Origin of the sequence: Sorangium sp. So ce834 (genome assembly GCF_051521425.1) — a bacterium.
GTDB lineage: Bacteria > Myxococcota_A > Polyangia > Polyangiales > Polyangiaceae > Sorangium > Sorangium cellulosum_D.
In genome coordinates this window covers 5,901,233-5,915,949 of sequence record NZ_CP150351.1, presented here as the reverse complement: position 1 = coordinate 5,915,949, position 14,717 = coordinate 5,901,233, and the positions used below count along the sequence as shown (strand labels likewise).

The window sequence follows — 14,717 nt, the reverse complement described above, 5'->3', positions numbered from 1 at the left end:
GTCAGCGCGGGGGGTGGAGCGTGTGCGCGATCTCCTGGACGATGGAGCGCGCCGTGGCGAGCGGATCGGCCGCGTCGCGGATCGGCCGGCCGACCACCAGGAGATCGGCGCCGGCCGAGATCGCGGCCGACGGCGTGGCGATGCGCTTCTGATCATCGGCGCGCGCGCCGTCCTGCCCGGGGCCGAGGCGGATGCCCGGCGTCACGATGAGCTCGCTCTGCCCGAGCGCCGCCCGCAGCGCCGGCACCTCCTGCGGCGAGGTGACGAACCCGTGGATGCCGGCGCCGCGCGCGAGCTGCGCCACCCGCACCACGTGATCCGACGTGCTCCCCTGGATCCCCTGCGCGGCCAGGTCGCCCGCGTCGAGCGACGTGAGCACGGTGACGGCGAGGAGGATCAGATCCTGGGAGCCCGCCGCCTCCTGGGCCGCGCGCCGCAGCATCTCGGCGCCGCCGGCCGCGTGCACCGTCAGGTAGCGGACGCCGTGCGCGGCGGCGCTCGACACCGCGCGGGCCACCGTCTCGGGGATGTCGTGCAACTTCAGGTCGAGGAAGACATCGAGGCCGAGCGACCTGCCGATCTCGATCGCGGCCGGCCCCTCGCGGACGAACAGCTCCAGGCCGACCTTGAGCACGCCGACCGAGGGGGCGACGCGGGTCGCCGCCGCCCGCGCCTCGTCGAGGGTCGCATAGTCGAGCGGGAAGACGAGCCTGCGGCGCGCCTCGTCGAGCGAGCTGCCGCCGAGGCTCGTCCTCTGCCTGACGTAGCCGGTGTTCGTCATGCGGTGATCCCGTCCCCGATCAGAAGCAGCTGCAGAGCGGATCGCCAGGGGCGCAGTTGCAGGGTTTGCTGTTTCCGCCGCTCGCCGGCTGGCCGCCGGACGGCCGCACGCCGCCGCCGCCGCCGCCGCGGCGCAGCTGCTCCTGCTTCTGCTGCTCGGCCTCGAGCTGCTTCTGCAGGGCGAGGCGCGTCGCCTCGTCCTTCGCGCTCGCGAGCTGGTCGCGGAGCCCCGACATCTTGGACTCGGACTCCTTCATCTGCGCCTCGAGCCGCTTGTTCGCCTCCTCGAGCTCGCGGGCGCGCGCGGCCTCGGCGGCGATGCGCGCCTCGTTCTCCTGGGCCGACTTGACCGCAGCGATGGTGATGCCGCCGATCACCAGCACGCTGGCGACGGCGCCGCCGATGAGGAGCTTGCGCAGCTTGTTCTTCGACTCGTCCTGCTGCAGCGCCGCGAGCGAGCGCTCGTGGTGCTGCTGCGCGGCCATCGCCTCGAGCCGCGCCTTCTGCTCGGCCTCGACGCGCGCCTTCTCGATCTCGGCCTGCCGGATCGCCTCGAGCCGCGCCGCCTCCTCGCGGGCGCGGCGCTCCTCGTTGCGGCGGCGCTCCTCCTCGGTGCGGATGCGCAGCTCCTCGGCCTCGCGCGCGGCGCGCTCCGCCTCGACCCGCGCCTTCTCGGCGGCGGCGGCGGCGGCGGCCTTCTGGGCCTCTTCGGTCTTGATGCGATCCTCCTCGAGGTTCATCAGCTCCTTGAGCGAGAACAGGACCGAGCTTTCCTTCTGTTCCGACATGACCTCGTGGCTCCTTCGATCGAGCGCGTGCGGTTGAGCTACCTAGGGGCGGTGCGGAGAACCTGCAGGTCGCCCTGGGAGAGGGCACCGAGCAAGACGATTCTGACCCGCAGCGCGGCTTTCACGCAAATCTTCGCGATCACCGCGACCCTCGCGATGTCGAGGAACCGCGGGGCCGCCGGCCAGATTATCGCCGTGGTGCACGGCAGGTACCAGCGGAAATCGCAGCGCTCCGTCCCTTCCACGCTTCCACGCTCCCACGCTTCCACGCCCAGCGTCCACGCCCGGCGTCCACGCCCCGCTTCCACGCCCTCGACGTCCGTTGTCCGCGCACCTGTGTACCCGCGCCGCCGCGCGCACCTGCGCCACCGAGCGACCTGTACCGTCCAGAGAGGGGCCGCGGGCACGCGCGAGCAGGGAACGCCCGACTCATCAGCGCCACCCGCGGCCGCGGCGCCTCGCGCTACGGTCCCGTTGGATTCTCGGCGGCTCTCCGGTAGGTTCGCGCGCCCATGGCAAACGTCATCAAGGCGCACATCACCGGTACCGTCTGGAAGATCGAGGTCAAGCCGGGCGACAAGGTCGAAGAGGGGACCGTCGTCGTCATCCTCGAGTCCATGAAGATGGAGATGCCCGTCGAGGCCGAGGACGAGGGGACGGTCGAGGAGATCCTCGTCACCGAGGGGGCCGCGGTCACCGAAGGCGCCCCGCTGATCAAGCTGGCCTGACCGCCCGGGCCGGCCGGCGTCCGCGCTTTCCCGGACTTGTCCGCCGCCGCGCCCTCGCCTGCGGGCGCGGCGCCGTGCGCCCGCAGCAAGGGGCGGCGCCGCGCGCCTCCGAGGGCGCGGCGGGCGCTCACTCGCGCCAGAAGAACTTCCAGGGGTTGTGCTTGAGGTCGCGGGCGAGCTCCTGGAGGTCGTCGAACAGTTGCTCGTCCATCACCAGCGCGCCCACCGTCCCCTTGCCGCGCTTGACGTGGGCGAGGACCTCCTGGGCGTCGGCGGTCGCCGACCGCGCCCTACCCGCGATCTCGGCGATGTCGTCGAGCGTCTTCCTGATCTTCGCCTGCTCCGGCTCGCCGCCCACCGTGGTGGAGAGCCGGCGCGCGTTGGCCAGCGTCTCGCGCGCGTCCGCCATGAGCGGCGGCAGATCGCGCGCGGCCGTGCTGCTCACCTGATCGGCGTTCGAGAGGATCCGGTCGATCTGCGGGTTGTTCACGTACTTCTGCCGAGCGTCCTTCACGAGATCGGTGCCGTCGAGGCTGATCTGCTCGACGTTCTCGGCGATGCGATCGAGCCGATCCTGGTTCCGGTGCATGAAGTCGCCGGTGCCCTTCAGCGTCTTCCGGAGCCCGTCGAACGCCTCGCCGACCTCCTCCCGGTGCTCGCGCATGGCCGTGACGGTCGCGTGCAGGAGCTCGTAGCCCTCGGCGAGGAGCATGTCGAGGCGCGGCGGATCCAGCCCCCGGACGACCGCGTTCGCCGGGAGCACCGGCCGATCGGTCGAGCCCGGCTCGATCGCGAGGAACTGCTCGCCGAGCACGCCCTGCGTCGTGACGTAGAACGTGGCGTTGTCGTGGATGCTCTGCTGGTAACGTTCCTCGACGCGCAGCAGGATCCGCACGAGCGGCTCGCGGCGGCCGTCCTTGCCGACCTGGCCGCCGCGGAAGTGGATCTCGCTGAGCTTGCCGACCTCGACCCCGGCGATCTTCACCGGCGCCCCGGTCTGGAGGCCGCCCGGGTTGTCGAACTCGACGTAGAGCGAATACTTCGGCTGGAAGTTGACCCCGCCCATCACGAGGATGAACGTGGCGAGGAGCCCGATCGCCGTGAGTATGAGGATCCCGACTTTGACCTCGATCGATCGCGGGCTTGCCATGGGGTCTTCATCTTCTCCGATCTCGCCGCGGGAGGTGAGGGAAATAGGCCGGGATCCCGCCGCTCTGACGCATTGTTTCCGGCGCGCGTCGTGACGCTTCGCGCTGCCTTTGTCCTGACGCAACCGTCATTCCCTCGCAGGTCGCGATGATTTCGTTCCGGAATGTCAGAAAATCCTTTGGACCCAAAGAGGTCCTCAAGGACGTCTCGTTCGACGTCGAGGACGGCGAGGTGTTCTTCATCATCGGGCAGTCGGGGGTCGGGAAGAGCGTGCTGATCAAGCACCTCGTCGGCTTGCTCTACCCGGACGGCGGGGAAATCTGGCTGGACGGCGAGGAGGTGAGCCGCTTCGACGAGGCCCGGATGTACCCGGTCCGGATGAAGTGCGCGATGGTGTTCCAGCACTCGACGCTGTTCGACTCGATGACGTGCGCCGAGAACGTCGCGCTCCCGCTCCGCAAGCACAAGGGGCTCAAGCCGAAGGAGGCGCTCGCGGAGGCGCGGCGGCGGCTCGAGCAGGTGCACATGCGCGAGTTCGCCGACCGCTTCCCGCCGGAGCTCGGCGACGGGATGCGCAAGCGCGTCGCCATCGCCCGCGCGCTCACGCTCGACCCGCGCTACGTGCTCTTCGACGAGCCGACCACGAGCCTCGACCCGGTGAGCGCGCGGCGCGTCGACAAGCTGATCCGCGAGCTCAGCGACACGCTCGGCGTGACGAGCATCGTCGTGAGCCACGATCTCGTGAGCATCTTCACGATCGCCGACCGCATCGTCATGCTCTATCAAGGGCTCGTCCGCCTGCTCGGGGATCGAGCGATGTTCCAGGGCTCCGAGGACGCGATCGTGCGGCAGTTCATCACCGGCAGCGCGGAGGGGCCGATCGAGTGACGCGCCGGCGCGGCCGCGCGATCCGGCTAGCGGAAGATCAGGAACGCGGCCGCCGAGATCAGCATGTTGAGGACGATGACCGCGAGCGAGGAGTTCACGACCGCCCGCGTCGTCGCCCAGCCCACGCCCTCGCTGCCGCCGAAGGTCGAGAGGCCGGAGTGGCCGGAGACCACCGGGATCGCGGCGCCGTACGCCAAGCACTTGGCGAGGCCGGTGGCGAGGTCGCCCGCGTCGACGAGGCTCACGTTGATGAACGTCTCGGGGCTCACGCCGAACATGCTGTACGCGGTGACCATCCCCGTGGTGAACGCGACCGCGGCGCTCCAGACGATGAGGCACGTCGTCATGAGCAGGCTCGCGATGAACCGCGGCTTGATGAGGTAGTCGATCGGATCGGCCGCGCACATGCGCAGGGCGTCGACCTGCTCGGTCACCACCATCGAGCCGATCTCGGCGGCGATGCCGGCGCCGACGCGCGTGGCGAGCATCAGCGCGCCGATCGAGGCGGCGAGATCGCGGACGAGCAGCTCGAGGTAGGTCGCGCCGAGCATGGTCAGATCCGGGATGACCCGCTTGGCCTGCTGGCCGGCCTGGAAGACCATGATCATCCCGATGAAGCCCATCACGACCGTCAGGAAGAACAGCGATTTGTTGCCGATCTCGTACATCTGCACGAGCACGGCGCCCGGCTCGCGGCGGCCCTTCGCGCAGTAGTAAAGCGTCCTTACGAACACCGAGTAGAGCTCGCGCGCGGAAGCGAGGAGGGACAGCGCGGCGCCGCCGATCGCGGCGACGCCGGACAGCTCGGGCGCGACGTCCCGGAGCTCGCTCGAGGGGGGGCCGGTGGGGGGGCCAGCGCTCGCGCGGTCCGGGAAGCTCGGGTGGGAGGGGGGCATGCGCGGCGCCGTCGATCAGTCGAGCGTGAACGAGACGAAGTAGTCGAGGATGAAGATGCCGGCGGCGGAGGCGACGACGGTCGCGTTGACGGCGCGGCCGACGCCGGGGGCGCCGCCGGTCACGCCGAGGCCGTACTGGCAGCTCGAGAGCGCGAGGACGACGCCGAAGACGACGCTCTTGACGAGGCCGCTCATGACGTCGCCGATGCCGAGGAGCCCGCTCGTGAGGCCGTTGTAGAAGACGGCCGGGGCGACGCCGAGCAGGAGGTCGCCCGTGAACGCGGCGCCGAGCAGGGCGAGCGCGTCGGCGAAGATCACCGAGAGCAGCAGCGTCAGCACCATCGCGAGGAAGCGCGGGGCGATGAGGAAGCTCACCGGGTCGATCGCGAGGACGCGGAGGGCGTCGATCTGCTCGGTGACGACCATGGTGCCGAGCTCGGCGGTGTTGTTGGCGCCGACGCGGCCGTTGATCATGAGCGCCGTGAGCAGCGGGGCGATCTCGCGGAGCGTGCCGAAGCCCGCGCCCCAGCCGAGCAGGCCGTGCGCGCCGAAGCGCTCGACCAGCGGCGCCGCCTGGATGACCATGATCGCGCCGGTGAAGAGCGCCGTCACGACGACGATGGGCATCGACTTGACGCCCATCCTGTAGAGGTTGCGCATGAACTCGGCGCCGTCGACGCGGAGCGTGGCCACGCGCGCCGCGATCTGGCCCGCGAGCACGGCCATGCCGCCGACCGTGGCGGCGATCTGCAGGAACGACGCGCCGACCTGGTGCACGCCCGAGGGGTCCTGCGCGAGCGGCGCGCGCCGCCGCGGCGGGGGCGGCCCGACGGGGGCGGGGAGCGCACCCGGGACGCGCGCGGCGGTGCCTGGGCCAGCAGGGGACGTCATCGGAACGGGGAGCTTAGCCCAAGGCCCCCGGGGAGCGCGGCCCGATCCGACGCGATCCGCGCGCAACGGCCCGGACAGCTACCCAGCCGGGAGATCGTCCCCTACCTGAAAAATACCTGCCTCGCCCCGAATCCGTCCTGTGCGATGGCAAACGCGGACTACCACGCGCGATGCTGGCTCGTCTCCTGCTCGAGGAGCGCGCCCGCAGGGCGGGGCCGCGGCGGCGCGGCGGCCGACGCCCGGTCTCCTGCGGATCGCCCTGTGAGCCTGTGACGACGAGAGACGCGATACAATGTCCCATCCCGAGCGCGCGCACACCTCGACCGGCGAGCTGCCGACTGGCCTCCTCGACGATGGCCGGACGTTCGCCGTCCTCTCCGCGGCGACGTTCGCGCTGAAGGCGATCTTCGTGAAGCTCGCCTACGCCGCGCACCCGATCGACGCGGTGTCGCTGCTCGCGCTGCGGATGGGCATCGCGCTGCCGTTCTTCGTGTGGCTCGCCCGGAGGGAGCGCGACGAGGCCGCCGAGCCCATGACGCCCGGCCTCTGGGGCGGCGTGCTGCTCGTCGGCTTCCTCGGGTACTACCTGTCCAGCCTGTTCGACTTCATCGGGCTCACGTACATCAGCACCGGCCTCGAGCGCCTGATCCTGTTCGTCTATCCGACGCTCGTGCTCCTGATCGGCGCGGTGTGGCTGAAGCAGCCGGTGCGCGGCAAGGCCTGGGGAGCGCTCGCCGTGTGCTATCTCGGCCTCGCGGCGGCCGTATGGCACGATCTCGAGCAAACCGGGGACGCGCGGGCCGTCGCCATCGGCGGAGCGTGGGTGTTCGCGAGCTCGGTGACCTACGCGCTCTATTACATCGGCGTCGGCAAGCTCGCCTCCAGGGTGGGCTCGACGCGCCTCGCCGCGTATTGCGGGGCGACCTCGTGCGTGATGGTGCTCGCGCACTACGCGGCGACGGAGAGCCCCGCCCGGCTGGCGGAGCTCCCGGCCGCGGTGTGGTGGTACGCGGCGGCGATGGCGACGATCAGCACGGTGCTCCCCATCGTCCTGCTCGCGGCGGCGATCCGGCGGCTCGGCGCGGGCCGGGCCGCGACGTTCTCGACGCTCGGCCCGGTGCTCACGATCGCCTTCTCCTGGGTCATCCTGGGCGAGCCGTTCGCGTGGCAGCAGGTCGTCGGGCTCGCGCTCGTCGTCGGCGGCGTGACCTGGCTCGGCAAATCGCGCTGAGCCGGAGCGCCGCCCCGCGGCGGGATCACCCCGCGGGCGCCGCGGGCTGGGGCTCCGGCGCGCTGGTGCCGAAGAGCTCGCTCCGGACGCGCTCGCGCTCGCGCTCCACCTGCTCGGCCGTGGCGCCGAGCCGCACGAGGAGGCGCTCGGTCATCGAGAACGCGACCTCCGCCTCGCCGGTCACGACGACGTCCGCGCCCGCCTTCTTCAGCGCGGGCACCTCGCGCATGTAGAAGGCGCGGGCGAGGACGAACAGCCCGGGATTGAGGCCCTTCGCCTGCTCGATCACCGCGTCCCCGGACGGGCCCGCCGACGTGAACAGCAGGCTGTCTGCCGTCCCGACCCCGGCGCGCTCGAGGATCTCCCGCTGCGTCGCGTCGCCGTAGATCGCGCGGATGCCCTGGCCCTGCAGGTGCTTCACCGTGTCGAGGTTCAGCTCGACGACCGCGGGCTCGATGCCGTTCTCCCGGAGCAGCCGGGTCAGCGTCCGCCCGACCGGGCCGTAGCCGACGACGACCGTGCGGTGGGCGTTCTCGTCCTCCGGAGCGGGCTCCGGGCCGGCCAGCGCCGCGGCGCCGCGGCGCTGGAGGAGCGCCGAGGTCGACCGCGCCATGCGATCCCGGAGGCTGAAGAGCAGGGGGTTCAAGGTGATCGACGCGATCGACGCGACGACGAGCGCCTGCGAGGCCTCGTCCGGCATGATGCCGAGCTGCCGGCCGAGCGTCGCGAGGATGAACGAGAACTCCCCGATCTGCGCGAGCGACAGGGCCACGGCGAAGGCGGTCTGGAGGGGGCGGCGGAGCAGCACCACGACGACGAGCGCGGCGAGCGGCTTGCCGATCAGCACCACGGCGAGCGTCGCCGCGGCGACGTGCCAGCCCATGGCGAGCTGCGTGGGGTCGAGGAGCATGCCGACCGAGACGAAGAACAGCACGGCGAACGCGTCGCGCATCGGGAGCGCCTCCGAGGCGGCGCGCGAGCTGAAGTCGGACTGGCCGACGACCAGGCCCCCCAGGAAGGCGCCGAGCGCCATCGACGAGCCGAAGAGCACCGCCGAGCCGACGGCGACGCCGAGCGCGACCACGAGCACCGTCAGGGTGAAGAGCTCCCGCGAGCCGGTCTTCGCCACGTACCCGAGCAGCACGGGGATGACGCGCTGTCCGACGATGAAGACGAAGGCCACGAGGCCGGCGAGCTTGAGGACCGCGACGCCCACGGACACGGCGATCCCCGTCGCGCCCGCGCCGTCGTCCCCGCCGAGCAGGGCGGGGAGCAGCACGAGCACCAGCACGGTGAAGACGTCCTCGAGCACGAGCCAGCCGATGGCGAGGTGGCCGGCCGGGGTGTGCAGGACGTGGCTGTCGCTGAGGACGCGCGTGAGCACGACGGTGCTCGCCACCGAGATGGCGACGCCGAAGACGAGCGACGCGGCCCACGACCAGCCAGCGGCGCGGCCGACCAGGCCCCCGAGCGCGGTGGCGACGGCGATCTGGATGAGGGCGCCCGGCACGGCGACCTTGCGCACGGCGAGGAGCTCGCGGACGTGGAACTGCAGGCCGACCCCGAACATCAGCAGGATGACCCCGATCTCCGCGAGCTGGTCCGCGAGCGGTTTGTCGGCCACGAACCCCGGCGTGAAAGGGCCGACGAGGATCCCCGCCAGCAGGTAGCCCACGATGGGCGACAGCCTCAGCCGCTGGGTGATGAAGCCGAACGCGAGGGCGGCGGTGAGCCCGCCCGTGAGCGTGAGGATGAGGTCGAGTTCGTGCGGCATGTCGGGGTCTCGTAGCGCGTCTCGCCACCGGCCGCAGCCGTTACCGCGCGACGGGGCGGCGGAACCTGCGCGACATCGTTATCGTCATCGTCGTCATCGTCGTCGTCGTCGTCGTCGTCGTCGTCGTCGTCGTCGTCGTCGCGCTGTCCGCCGGCTCCTCAGTCCGCGGCGTGCTCGCCCCTACTTGCCCACGACGCCGATCGCCTCGTACGCCTCGATGATGTGCGGCTCCTCCCTGGCCTTCGCGATCCACTCCTGCATCGCGGGGAGGGCCAGGATCGCCGCCACGTAGCGCCGAGAGACCGCGTCGAGCTCGACCCCGTACGTGTCGAACCGCGTCGCGACCGGCGCGTACATCGCGTCCGCGACGCTGAAGCGGCCAAACAGGAACTCGCCCCCCTGGCCGAAGCGAGATCGGCAGTCGTTCCAGATCGCTTGGACGCGCGCGATGTCCTGCGACGCGGCCTCGGTGATCGCCACGCCCTGGATCTTGCGCCGCACGTTCATCGGCAGCGCGGTGCGGAGCGCGGCGAAGCTGCTCGCCATCTCGGCGCTCACCGCACGCGCGACGGCGCGCGCGTCGCGCGCCTCCGGCCAGAGCTTCGCCTCGGGGAAGCTCTCCGCCACGTACTCGGCGATCGCGAGCGACTCCCAGATCGTGAGCGCCCCGTGCTTCAGGGCCGGCACCTTGCCCGAGGGCGAGTGGCGCTGGATCTCCGGGGTGCGGACGCCCGGCGCCCGGAGCGGGATCACCACCTCGTCGAACTCGGCACCGGCGTGCTTCAGGGCGAGCCAGGGCCGGAGCGACCATGAGGAATAGGACCTGTTTCCGATGTAGAGAGTGAGCTCAGCCATGCGCAGAGTCTACCACCGCGGCGCGCCCCGGGCGCTCCGCCGCCCTGGCCCTCACCCCGCCGGCTCGCCCCCGAACACCTCGCTCGCCAGCGCCTCCACCGCCATGCGCACGGCCTCGTCGCTCGTGTGGCGCACCCGGAAGCCCAGCGCCGCCAGCTTGCCCGGATCCATCCGCGATCGCGGGACGTCGCCGGGCCACCCGCGCTCGCCGCCCTGATACCGTATCACCGCGTCGGGGTAGGGCGACGCCGCCACGCACAGCTCCGCGATGCGGGAGACGCTCGTCGCGTCCTCGGGCGCGAGGTTGAAGATGTTCAGCCGCTCCCCGGCGCGATCGAAGCCGAACAGGATCCCCTCCGCGCAGTCGCGGACATCGAGGTACGGCTTCGACTGGCGCCCGTCGCCGAGCACTTCGAGCTCGCTGCGGCGGTCGCGGAGCTTCTTCAGGAAATCGAGCGCCGCGCCGTGGGTCCCGCGCGGCCCGACCACGTTGCCGAAGCGGTAGATCCACGCGGTGAGGCCGAAGCACTCGACGTAGGCGCTGATGAGCGCCTCGCCCGCGAGCTTGCTCGCGCCGTAGAGCGAGATCGGCAGGGCGCCGAGATCGCCCTCGGCGCACCGCCGCGCGGTGTCGCCGTAGACCGTCCCGGAGGACGAGAAGATGAGCCGGCTCACCCCCGTGCGCCGCATCGCATCGAGCACGTTGTACGTCGCGATCGTCCCCTGCTCGAGATCGAGCCGCGTCCGCGCGAGCCCCCAGCGCGCCTCCGGGTTCGCGGCGAGGTGCACGACGAGGTCGTGGCCCGCCATGGCCTCGGTGAGGCGCTCGAGGTCGAGGGCGTCCGCCTCGACGAGCGTCGCGCGCCCGGAGGCGAGGTGCGAGGCCACGAACGCGCGGCGCCCGACCGAGAGGTTGTCGTACAGCGTCACGGGGCCGCGCTCGACCAGGCGATCGGTGAGGTGGCTCCCGATGAACCCGGCGCCGCCGACGACGAACGACCTGAGCCCGGTCATCGCCCCCCTCCTTCGGCCGGGCGCTCGACCCGGGCCGCGAACTGCAGTCGATCCTGCGTCACCAGGCGGAACGGCATGTCGTGGATCCGGAGCGGCCACTCGAGGCCGGTGATGCGCCCTCCCGCGCCGCGCACGAGCTCGACCAGCTCGCCCGGCGTGAAGTAGGTGCCGCGCACCTCGACGCCCGGCGCGGCGTTGCCGACGAGGTCCATGAGGAGCAGCACCTTCTCCGAGACCGGGCCGAACCGGAAGTGATCCTTGAGCGCGACGACGCGCGCGGCGACCCGGAGCGCCTCCGCGAGCAGCGCGGCGGGGCGCGCGCAGTGGTGCAGCACGTCGGACAGGAGCACCGCCTCGAACGCCCCGTCGGGGAAGGGGAGGCGCTCGCCGTCGTACGCGACGACCGGGAGCGCCGCGCCGGGGCGCGCCTTCACGTCGACGCCGACGACGCGCTGCGCGCCGACCCGGCGCGCGACCTCGAGCGCGACCGTCCCGTCGCCCGCGCCCACGTCGAGCAGCGACGCCGCGCGGCCCACCTGCGCGGACAGCGCCCGCGCGACGCGCTCCACGCGCGGCACGTGGACCAGGCGATGGTGCATGGAGAACAAGGCGCGCGCGAGGATCGTCATTCCACATCCGAGCCCGGCGCCGCCCGCGCCGGAGAGCCGCGCGACGCTAGTCGAGCGCGCGAGGACGGGCAACGCCCGGGGCCACGCCGCGCGGAGGGCGAGGGGCCGCGTCCTGCGCGCCGGCGCGGCGGGACAACCGTGAGAGCGCGAAAACAACGCCTCTCCAGGACGACCGCCAGGGTGCCCTGGACTTCATGGCTGGCGCGCGGCGACCGGCGACGGCGCGGCGCTCATTCTGCCCGACGCGAAAGGCGAGCTGGCCTGAGACAGCCGCTCTTCCAAGATCTACGACGATGACGCCGCGATGCCCTATGCCCGACGTGAAAGGCGAGCTGCCACGAAACAGCCGCTCTTCCAGGGTCTACGACGATGAGGTGGTGAAGCTCGCTCTCAGAGCCGTTCTCGCCCCGCTCTCGCTTGACCGATTCGCGCCATCGAACATAGCTGACTTGATGATCGGCACGCGCGGAACAGGGCTCATGAAATGCGGTGTGCGCTGGTTCGGTCTGGCTTGCCTCCACATCGCTCTTTCAGGGTGCAGCGGAGAGCTTGGAGTCGAGGGGGCGAGCCAGAACAACGCCCCTCCGGACGGCGCAGCGGCGGGCGAGGCGACGTTCGCGCCCGATGAGCCGACGGAGCTCTGGTTCGTGGAGCTCGAGCGCGCGCCGGCCGCGACGAGCGGCGGGCGCGCGCGCATGAAGGGCCTCGCCGACGAGGAGCGGGCGCTCTTCCGGCGGGCGGCCGAGGAGCGCGGGCTCCGGTACACGCTCCGGTTCTCGTTCGAGGAGCTCTGGGACGGCCTCTCCGTTCGCGTCGCGCGCGGGGGCTCCGCCGCGCTCTCCGAGATGCCCGGGGTCAAGGCCGTCTACCCCGTCGTGCCCGTGGAGCTCGACGTCGTGCGCGCCGCGACCGCGGTCGATCCGGACCTCGCCGTCGCGAGCGACATGTCGGGCGCGGACCTCGTGCGCCGCGACCTCGGCGTGACCGGCGAGGGCATCCGCGTCGGCGTGATCGACAGCGGCGTCGACTACCATCACCCCGATCTCGGCGGCTGCTTCGGCCAGGGCTGCCGCGTGGCGTTCGGCCACGACTTCGTCGGCGACGACTTCGTCGCCGGCGACTCGAGCAATCCGCCGGCGCCCGACGACGACCCCGACGATTGCCTGGGCCACGGCACGCACGTCGCCGGCATCATCGGGGCGAACGGGATCGTGCAGGGCGTGGCGCCGGACGTGACCTTCGGCGCCTACCGCGTGTTCGGCTGCCGCGGCGGATCGCGCGCCGACATCATCCTCAAGGCGATGGAGCGGGCCGCCGAGGACGGCATGCACGTCGTCAACATCAGCATCGGGACGCCGTTCCAGTGGCCCGACTACCCGACGGCGGCCGCGGCGAACGCGCTCGTCGCGCGGGGCGTCGTGGTCGTCGCGTCGATCGGCAACAGCGGCGAGAAGGGGCTCTGGGGCGCGGGCGCGCCCGGCGTGGGCGAGGCGGTCATCGGCGCCGCGTCGATCGACGGCACCCGCGTGACCCGCCTGTCGTTCACCGTGGCGCCGGGCAACGCGGCGATCGGCTACGCGCGCGCGGAGGGGAGCCCGCCCCCGCCGCTCTCGGGGAGCGCCCCCCTCGCGCGCACCGGGACGCCCACGAGCGCGCGCGACGCGTGCGACGAGCTCCCCGCGGGCAGCCTCGCGGGCAAGATCGCGCTCGTCCGGCGCGGCGGCTGCCCCTTCCACGAGAAGGCCGCGCACGCGCAGGCCGCGGGCGCGGCCGGCGTCGTGATCTACAACGACCGAGGCGGCGTGATGAACCCGTCGGTCGCGGCGAGCAGCCCGATCTCGATCCCGGTCGTGGGGATCGCGCAGGCCGACGGCGAGCTGCTGAGCGCGCGCCTCGACGCGGGGCCGCTGACCCACAGCTGGACCGACCGAGCCGTGGCCGCGCAGAGCAGCACCGCGGGCCTCGTCTCCGGCTTCAGCTCGCACGGCCTGAGCGCGGCGCTCTCCTTCAAGCCCGACCTCGCCGCGCCCGGCGGCGCGATCTACTCGACGGTCCCGGTCGAGCAGGGCTCGTACGACACGCTCAGCGGCACGTCGATGGCGGCGCCGCACGTGGCGGGCGCCGTCGCGCTCCTGCTCGACGCGCGCCCGGAGCTCTCGGCGCCGCGCGTGCGCGACGTCCTGCAGAACAGCGCCGTCCCCGCGCCGTGGAGCGGCGATCCGAGCGGGCAGGTGCCCGAGGGCGCGCACCGGCAGGGGGCGGGGGTGATGCGCGTCGACCGGGCGATCCGCGCGACCACCGTGATCAGCCCCGGCAAGCTCGCGCTCGGCGAGAGCGAAGCCGGCCCCGCCGCGCGCACGCTGACGCTCGAGAACTCGGCCGCGCACGACGTCACCTACGACCTGTCGCACGCGCCCGCCGCGTGCGCGACCGGCGGCGATCACTGGAGGCCGACGAGCGCGACCGCCGGCGCCGCGGCCGTCGATTTCAGCGCCCCGAGCGTCACCGTGCCCGCCCACGGCCGCGCGACCGTCACCGTCACGGTGAGGGCGAGCGACGCGCTCGCGGACGGGGGCCTGTTCGGCGGCTACCTCGTGTTCACCCCGCGGGGCGGCGCGGCCGACGGCCCGCTGCGGGTGCCGTACGCGGGCTTCAAGGGCGATTACCAGAGCGTCCCCGTCCTCAAGCCGTCGGGCAGCGAGGCGCCGTGGCTCGGCAAGCTGAGCGGGACGCGCGTGGTCCCCCAGCGGAGCGGCGCGACCTACACGCTGGCGTCGGACGACGTGCCGTACGTGATGGTCCACTTCGATCACGGCGCGGAGCGCGTGACCCTCGACATCGTCGAGGCCGCGACCGCGAAGCCGTGGGGGCGCGCGCTCTCGCTCTCGCACGTCGGCCAGAGCTCGTCGGCGACGGCGGTCACGCGGTACGGGTGGAAGGGCACGACGAAGCTCGACGGGCGGCCGACGGTCGTCCCGGACGGGGACTATCGGATCAAGCTCCGCGCGCTCAGGGCGCTCGGCGATCCGGGCAACGAGGCGCACTGGGACACGTGGACGTCGCCCGTCTTCACGCTCGATCGGCCGTGAGCGGC

The 14,717-nt window shown here is 72.3% G+C and carries 13 protein-coding genes; 4 read left to right on the top strand and 9 right to left on the bottom strand.

What is annotated here, in order from left to right:
• Position 1: 1 nt before the first annotated feature.
• Positions 2 to 781: an orotidine-5'-phosphate decarboxylase gene (gene pyrF / locus WMF20_RS21310; protein ID WP_437616322.1), complete on the bottom strand. Its 780-nt coding sequence runs from the start codon at positions 779 to 781 to the stop codon at positions 2 to 4.
• A 19-nt stretch (positions 782 to 800) separates the two neighbouring features.
• A complete protein-coding gene (locus WMF20_RS21305) occupies positions 801 to 1,568 on the bottom strand; it encodes a hypothetical protein (RefSeq protein WP_129576103.1) in 768 nt (255 codons plus the stop codon).
• A gap of 512 nt (positions 1,569 to 2,080) precedes the next feature.
• Between WMF20_RS21305 and WMF20_RS21300 the strand changes: the two genes are divergently transcribed.
• Positions 2,081 to 2,296, top strand: coding sequence for a biotin/lipoyl-binding carrier protein (locus WMF20_RS21300; protein WP_129576102.1), 216 nt, complete (start codon positions 2,081 to 2,083; stop codon positions 2,294 to 2,296).
• Positions 2,297 to 2,423: 127 nt separating this feature from the next.
• Here WMF20_RS21300 and WMF20_RS21295 read toward each other — a convergent pair whose 3' ends face one another.
• Positions 2,424 to 3,446, bottom strand: a complete 1,023-nt coding sequence (locus WMF20_RS21295; RefSeq protein WP_437616319.1) for an MlaD family protein — start codon at positions 3,444 to 3,446, stop codon at positions 2,424 to 2,426.
• Between the two features lie 146 nt (positions 3,447 to 3,592).
• Between WMF20_RS21295 and WMF20_RS21290 the strand changes: the two genes are divergently transcribed.
• A complete protein-coding gene (locus tag WMF20_RS21290) occupies positions 3,593 to 4,333 on the top strand; it encodes an ABC transporter ATP-binding protein (protein WP_129576100.1) in 741 nt (246 codons plus the stop codon).
• Between the two features lie 26 nt (positions 4,334 to 4,359).
• Here the strand turns inward: WMF20_RS21290 and WMF20_RS21285 are convergent, their stop codons facing one another.
• Complete coding sequence (locus tag WMF20_RS21285) at positions 4,360 to 5,229, bottom strand: MlaE family ABC transporter permease (RefSeq protein ID WP_437616317.1); 870 nt, start codon at positions 5,227 to 5,229, stop codon at positions 4,360 to 4,362.
• 15 nt (positions 5,230 to 5,244) lie between these two features.
• The gene (locus WMF20_RS21280; protein WP_437616315.1) at positions 5,245 to 6,120 is read right to left on the bottom strand and encodes an MlaE family ABC transporter permease; all 876 of its coding nucleotides are present in this window, start codon (positions 6,118 to 6,120) and stop codon (positions 5,245 to 5,247) included.
• Between the two features lie 292 nt (positions 6,121 to 6,412).
• Between WMF20_RS21280 and WMF20_RS21275 the strand changes: the two genes are divergently transcribed.
• Positions 6,413 to 7,351 carry a DMT family transporter gene (locus tag WMF20_RS21275; RefSeq protein ID WP_437616313.1) on the top strand — a complete coding sequence of 313 codons (939 nt, stop codon included), beginning with the start codon at positions 6,413 to 6,415 and terminating at the stop codon, positions 7,349 to 7,351.
• 25 nt (positions 7,352 to 7,376) lie between these two features.
• Here the strand turns inward: WMF20_RS21275 and WMF20_RS21270 are convergent, their stop codons facing one another.
• From WMF20_RS21270 to WMF20_RS21255, 4 genes are all read right to left on the bottom strand, one after another.
• Positions 7,377 to 9,125, bottom strand: coding sequence for a cation:proton antiporter (locus WMF20_RS21270; RefSeq protein WP_437616311.1), 1,749 nt, complete (start codon positions 9,123 to 9,125; stop codon positions 7,377 to 7,379).
• 180 nt (positions 9,126 to 9,305) lie between these two features.
• Positions 9,306 to 9,980 (bottom strand): glutathione S-transferase family protein, encoded by a 675-nt coding sequence (locus WMF20_RS21265; protein ID WP_129576095.1) that lies wholly within the window; start codon positions 9,978 to 9,980, stop codon positions 9,306 to 9,308.
• Between the two features lie 51 nt (positions 9,981 to 10,031).
• On the bottom strand, positions 10,032 to 10,994 hold the full coding sequence (locus tag WMF20_RS21260) for an NAD-dependent epimerase/dehydratase family protein (RefSeq protein WP_129576094.1): 963 nt from the start codon (positions 10,992 to 10,994) through the stop codon (positions 10,032 to 10,034).
• On the bottom strand, positions 10,991 to 11,623 hold the full coding sequence (locus tag WMF20_RS21255; RefSeq protein ID WP_129576093.1) for a class I SAM-dependent methyltransferase: 633 nt from the start codon (positions 11,621 to 11,623) through the stop codon (positions 10,991 to 10,993). The genes WMF20_RS21260 and WMF20_RS21255 overlap by 4 nt, the downstream gene beginning before the upstream one ends.
• Positions 11,624 to 12,114: 491 nt before the next feature.
• Here WMF20_RS21255 and WMF20_RS21250 point away from each other — a divergent pair, with 491 nt between their 5' ends.
• On the top strand, positions 12,115 to 14,712 hold the full coding sequence (locus WMF20_RS21250; protein ID WP_437616308.1) for a S8 family serine peptidase: 2,598 nt from the start codon (positions 12,115 to 12,117) through the stop codon (positions 14,710 to 14,712).
• Positions 14,713 to 14,717: the final 5 nt, after the last annotated feature.

Excerpts from the sequence above, each read along its gene's own strand:
- WMF20_RS21290 (WP_129576100.1), top strand. The coding sequence starts at position 3,593 with ATGATTTCGTTCCGGAATGTCAGAAAATCCTTTGGACCCAAAGAGGTC.
- WMF20_RS21280 (WP_437616315.1), bottom strand. The coding sequence starts at position 6,120 with ATGACGTCCCCTGCTGGCCCAGGCACCGCCGCGCGCGTCCCGGGTGCG.
- WMF20_RS21275 (WP_437616313.1), top strand. The coding sequence starts at position 6,413 with ATGTCCCATCCCGAGCGCGCGCACACCTCGACCGGCGAGCTGCCGACT.
- WMF20_RS21300 (WP_129576102.1), top strand. The coding sequence starts at position 2,081 with ATGGCAAACGTCATCAAGGCGCACATCACCGGTACCGTCTGGAAGATC.
- WMF20_RS21265 (WP_129576095.1), bottom strand. The coding sequence starts at position 9,980 with ATGGCTGAGCTCACTCTCTACATCGGAAACAGGTCCTATTCCTCATGG.
- WMF20_RS21270 (WP_437616311.1), bottom strand. The coding sequence starts at position 9,125 with ATGCCGCACGAACTCGACCTCATCCTCACGCTCACGGGCGGGCTCACC.
- WMF20_RS21260 (WP_129576094.1), bottom strand. The coding sequence starts at position 10,994 with ATGACCGGGCTCAGGTCGTTCGTCGTCGGCGGCGCCGGGTTCATCGGG.
- WMF20_RS21305 (WP_129576103.1), bottom strand. The coding sequence starts at position 1,568 with ATGTCGGAACAGAAGGAAAGCTCGGTCCTGTTCTCGCTCAAGGAGCTG.
- WMF20_RS21285 (WP_437616317.1), bottom strand. The coding sequence starts at position 5,229 with ATGCCCCCCTCCCACCCGAGCTTCCCGGACCGCGCGAGCGCTGGCCCC.
- WMF20_RS21255 (WP_129576093.1), bottom strand. The coding sequence starts at position 11,623 with ATGACGATCCTCGCGCGCGCCTTGTTCTCCATGCACCATCGCCTGGTC.
- WMF20_RS21295 (WP_437616319.1), bottom strand. The coding sequence starts at position 3,446 with ATGGCAAGCCCGCGATCGATCGAGGTCAAAGTCGGGATCCTCATACTC.
- pyrF (WP_437616322.1), bottom strand. The coding sequence starts at position 781 with ATGACGAACACCGGCTACGTCAGGCAGAGGACGAGCCTCGGCGGCAGC.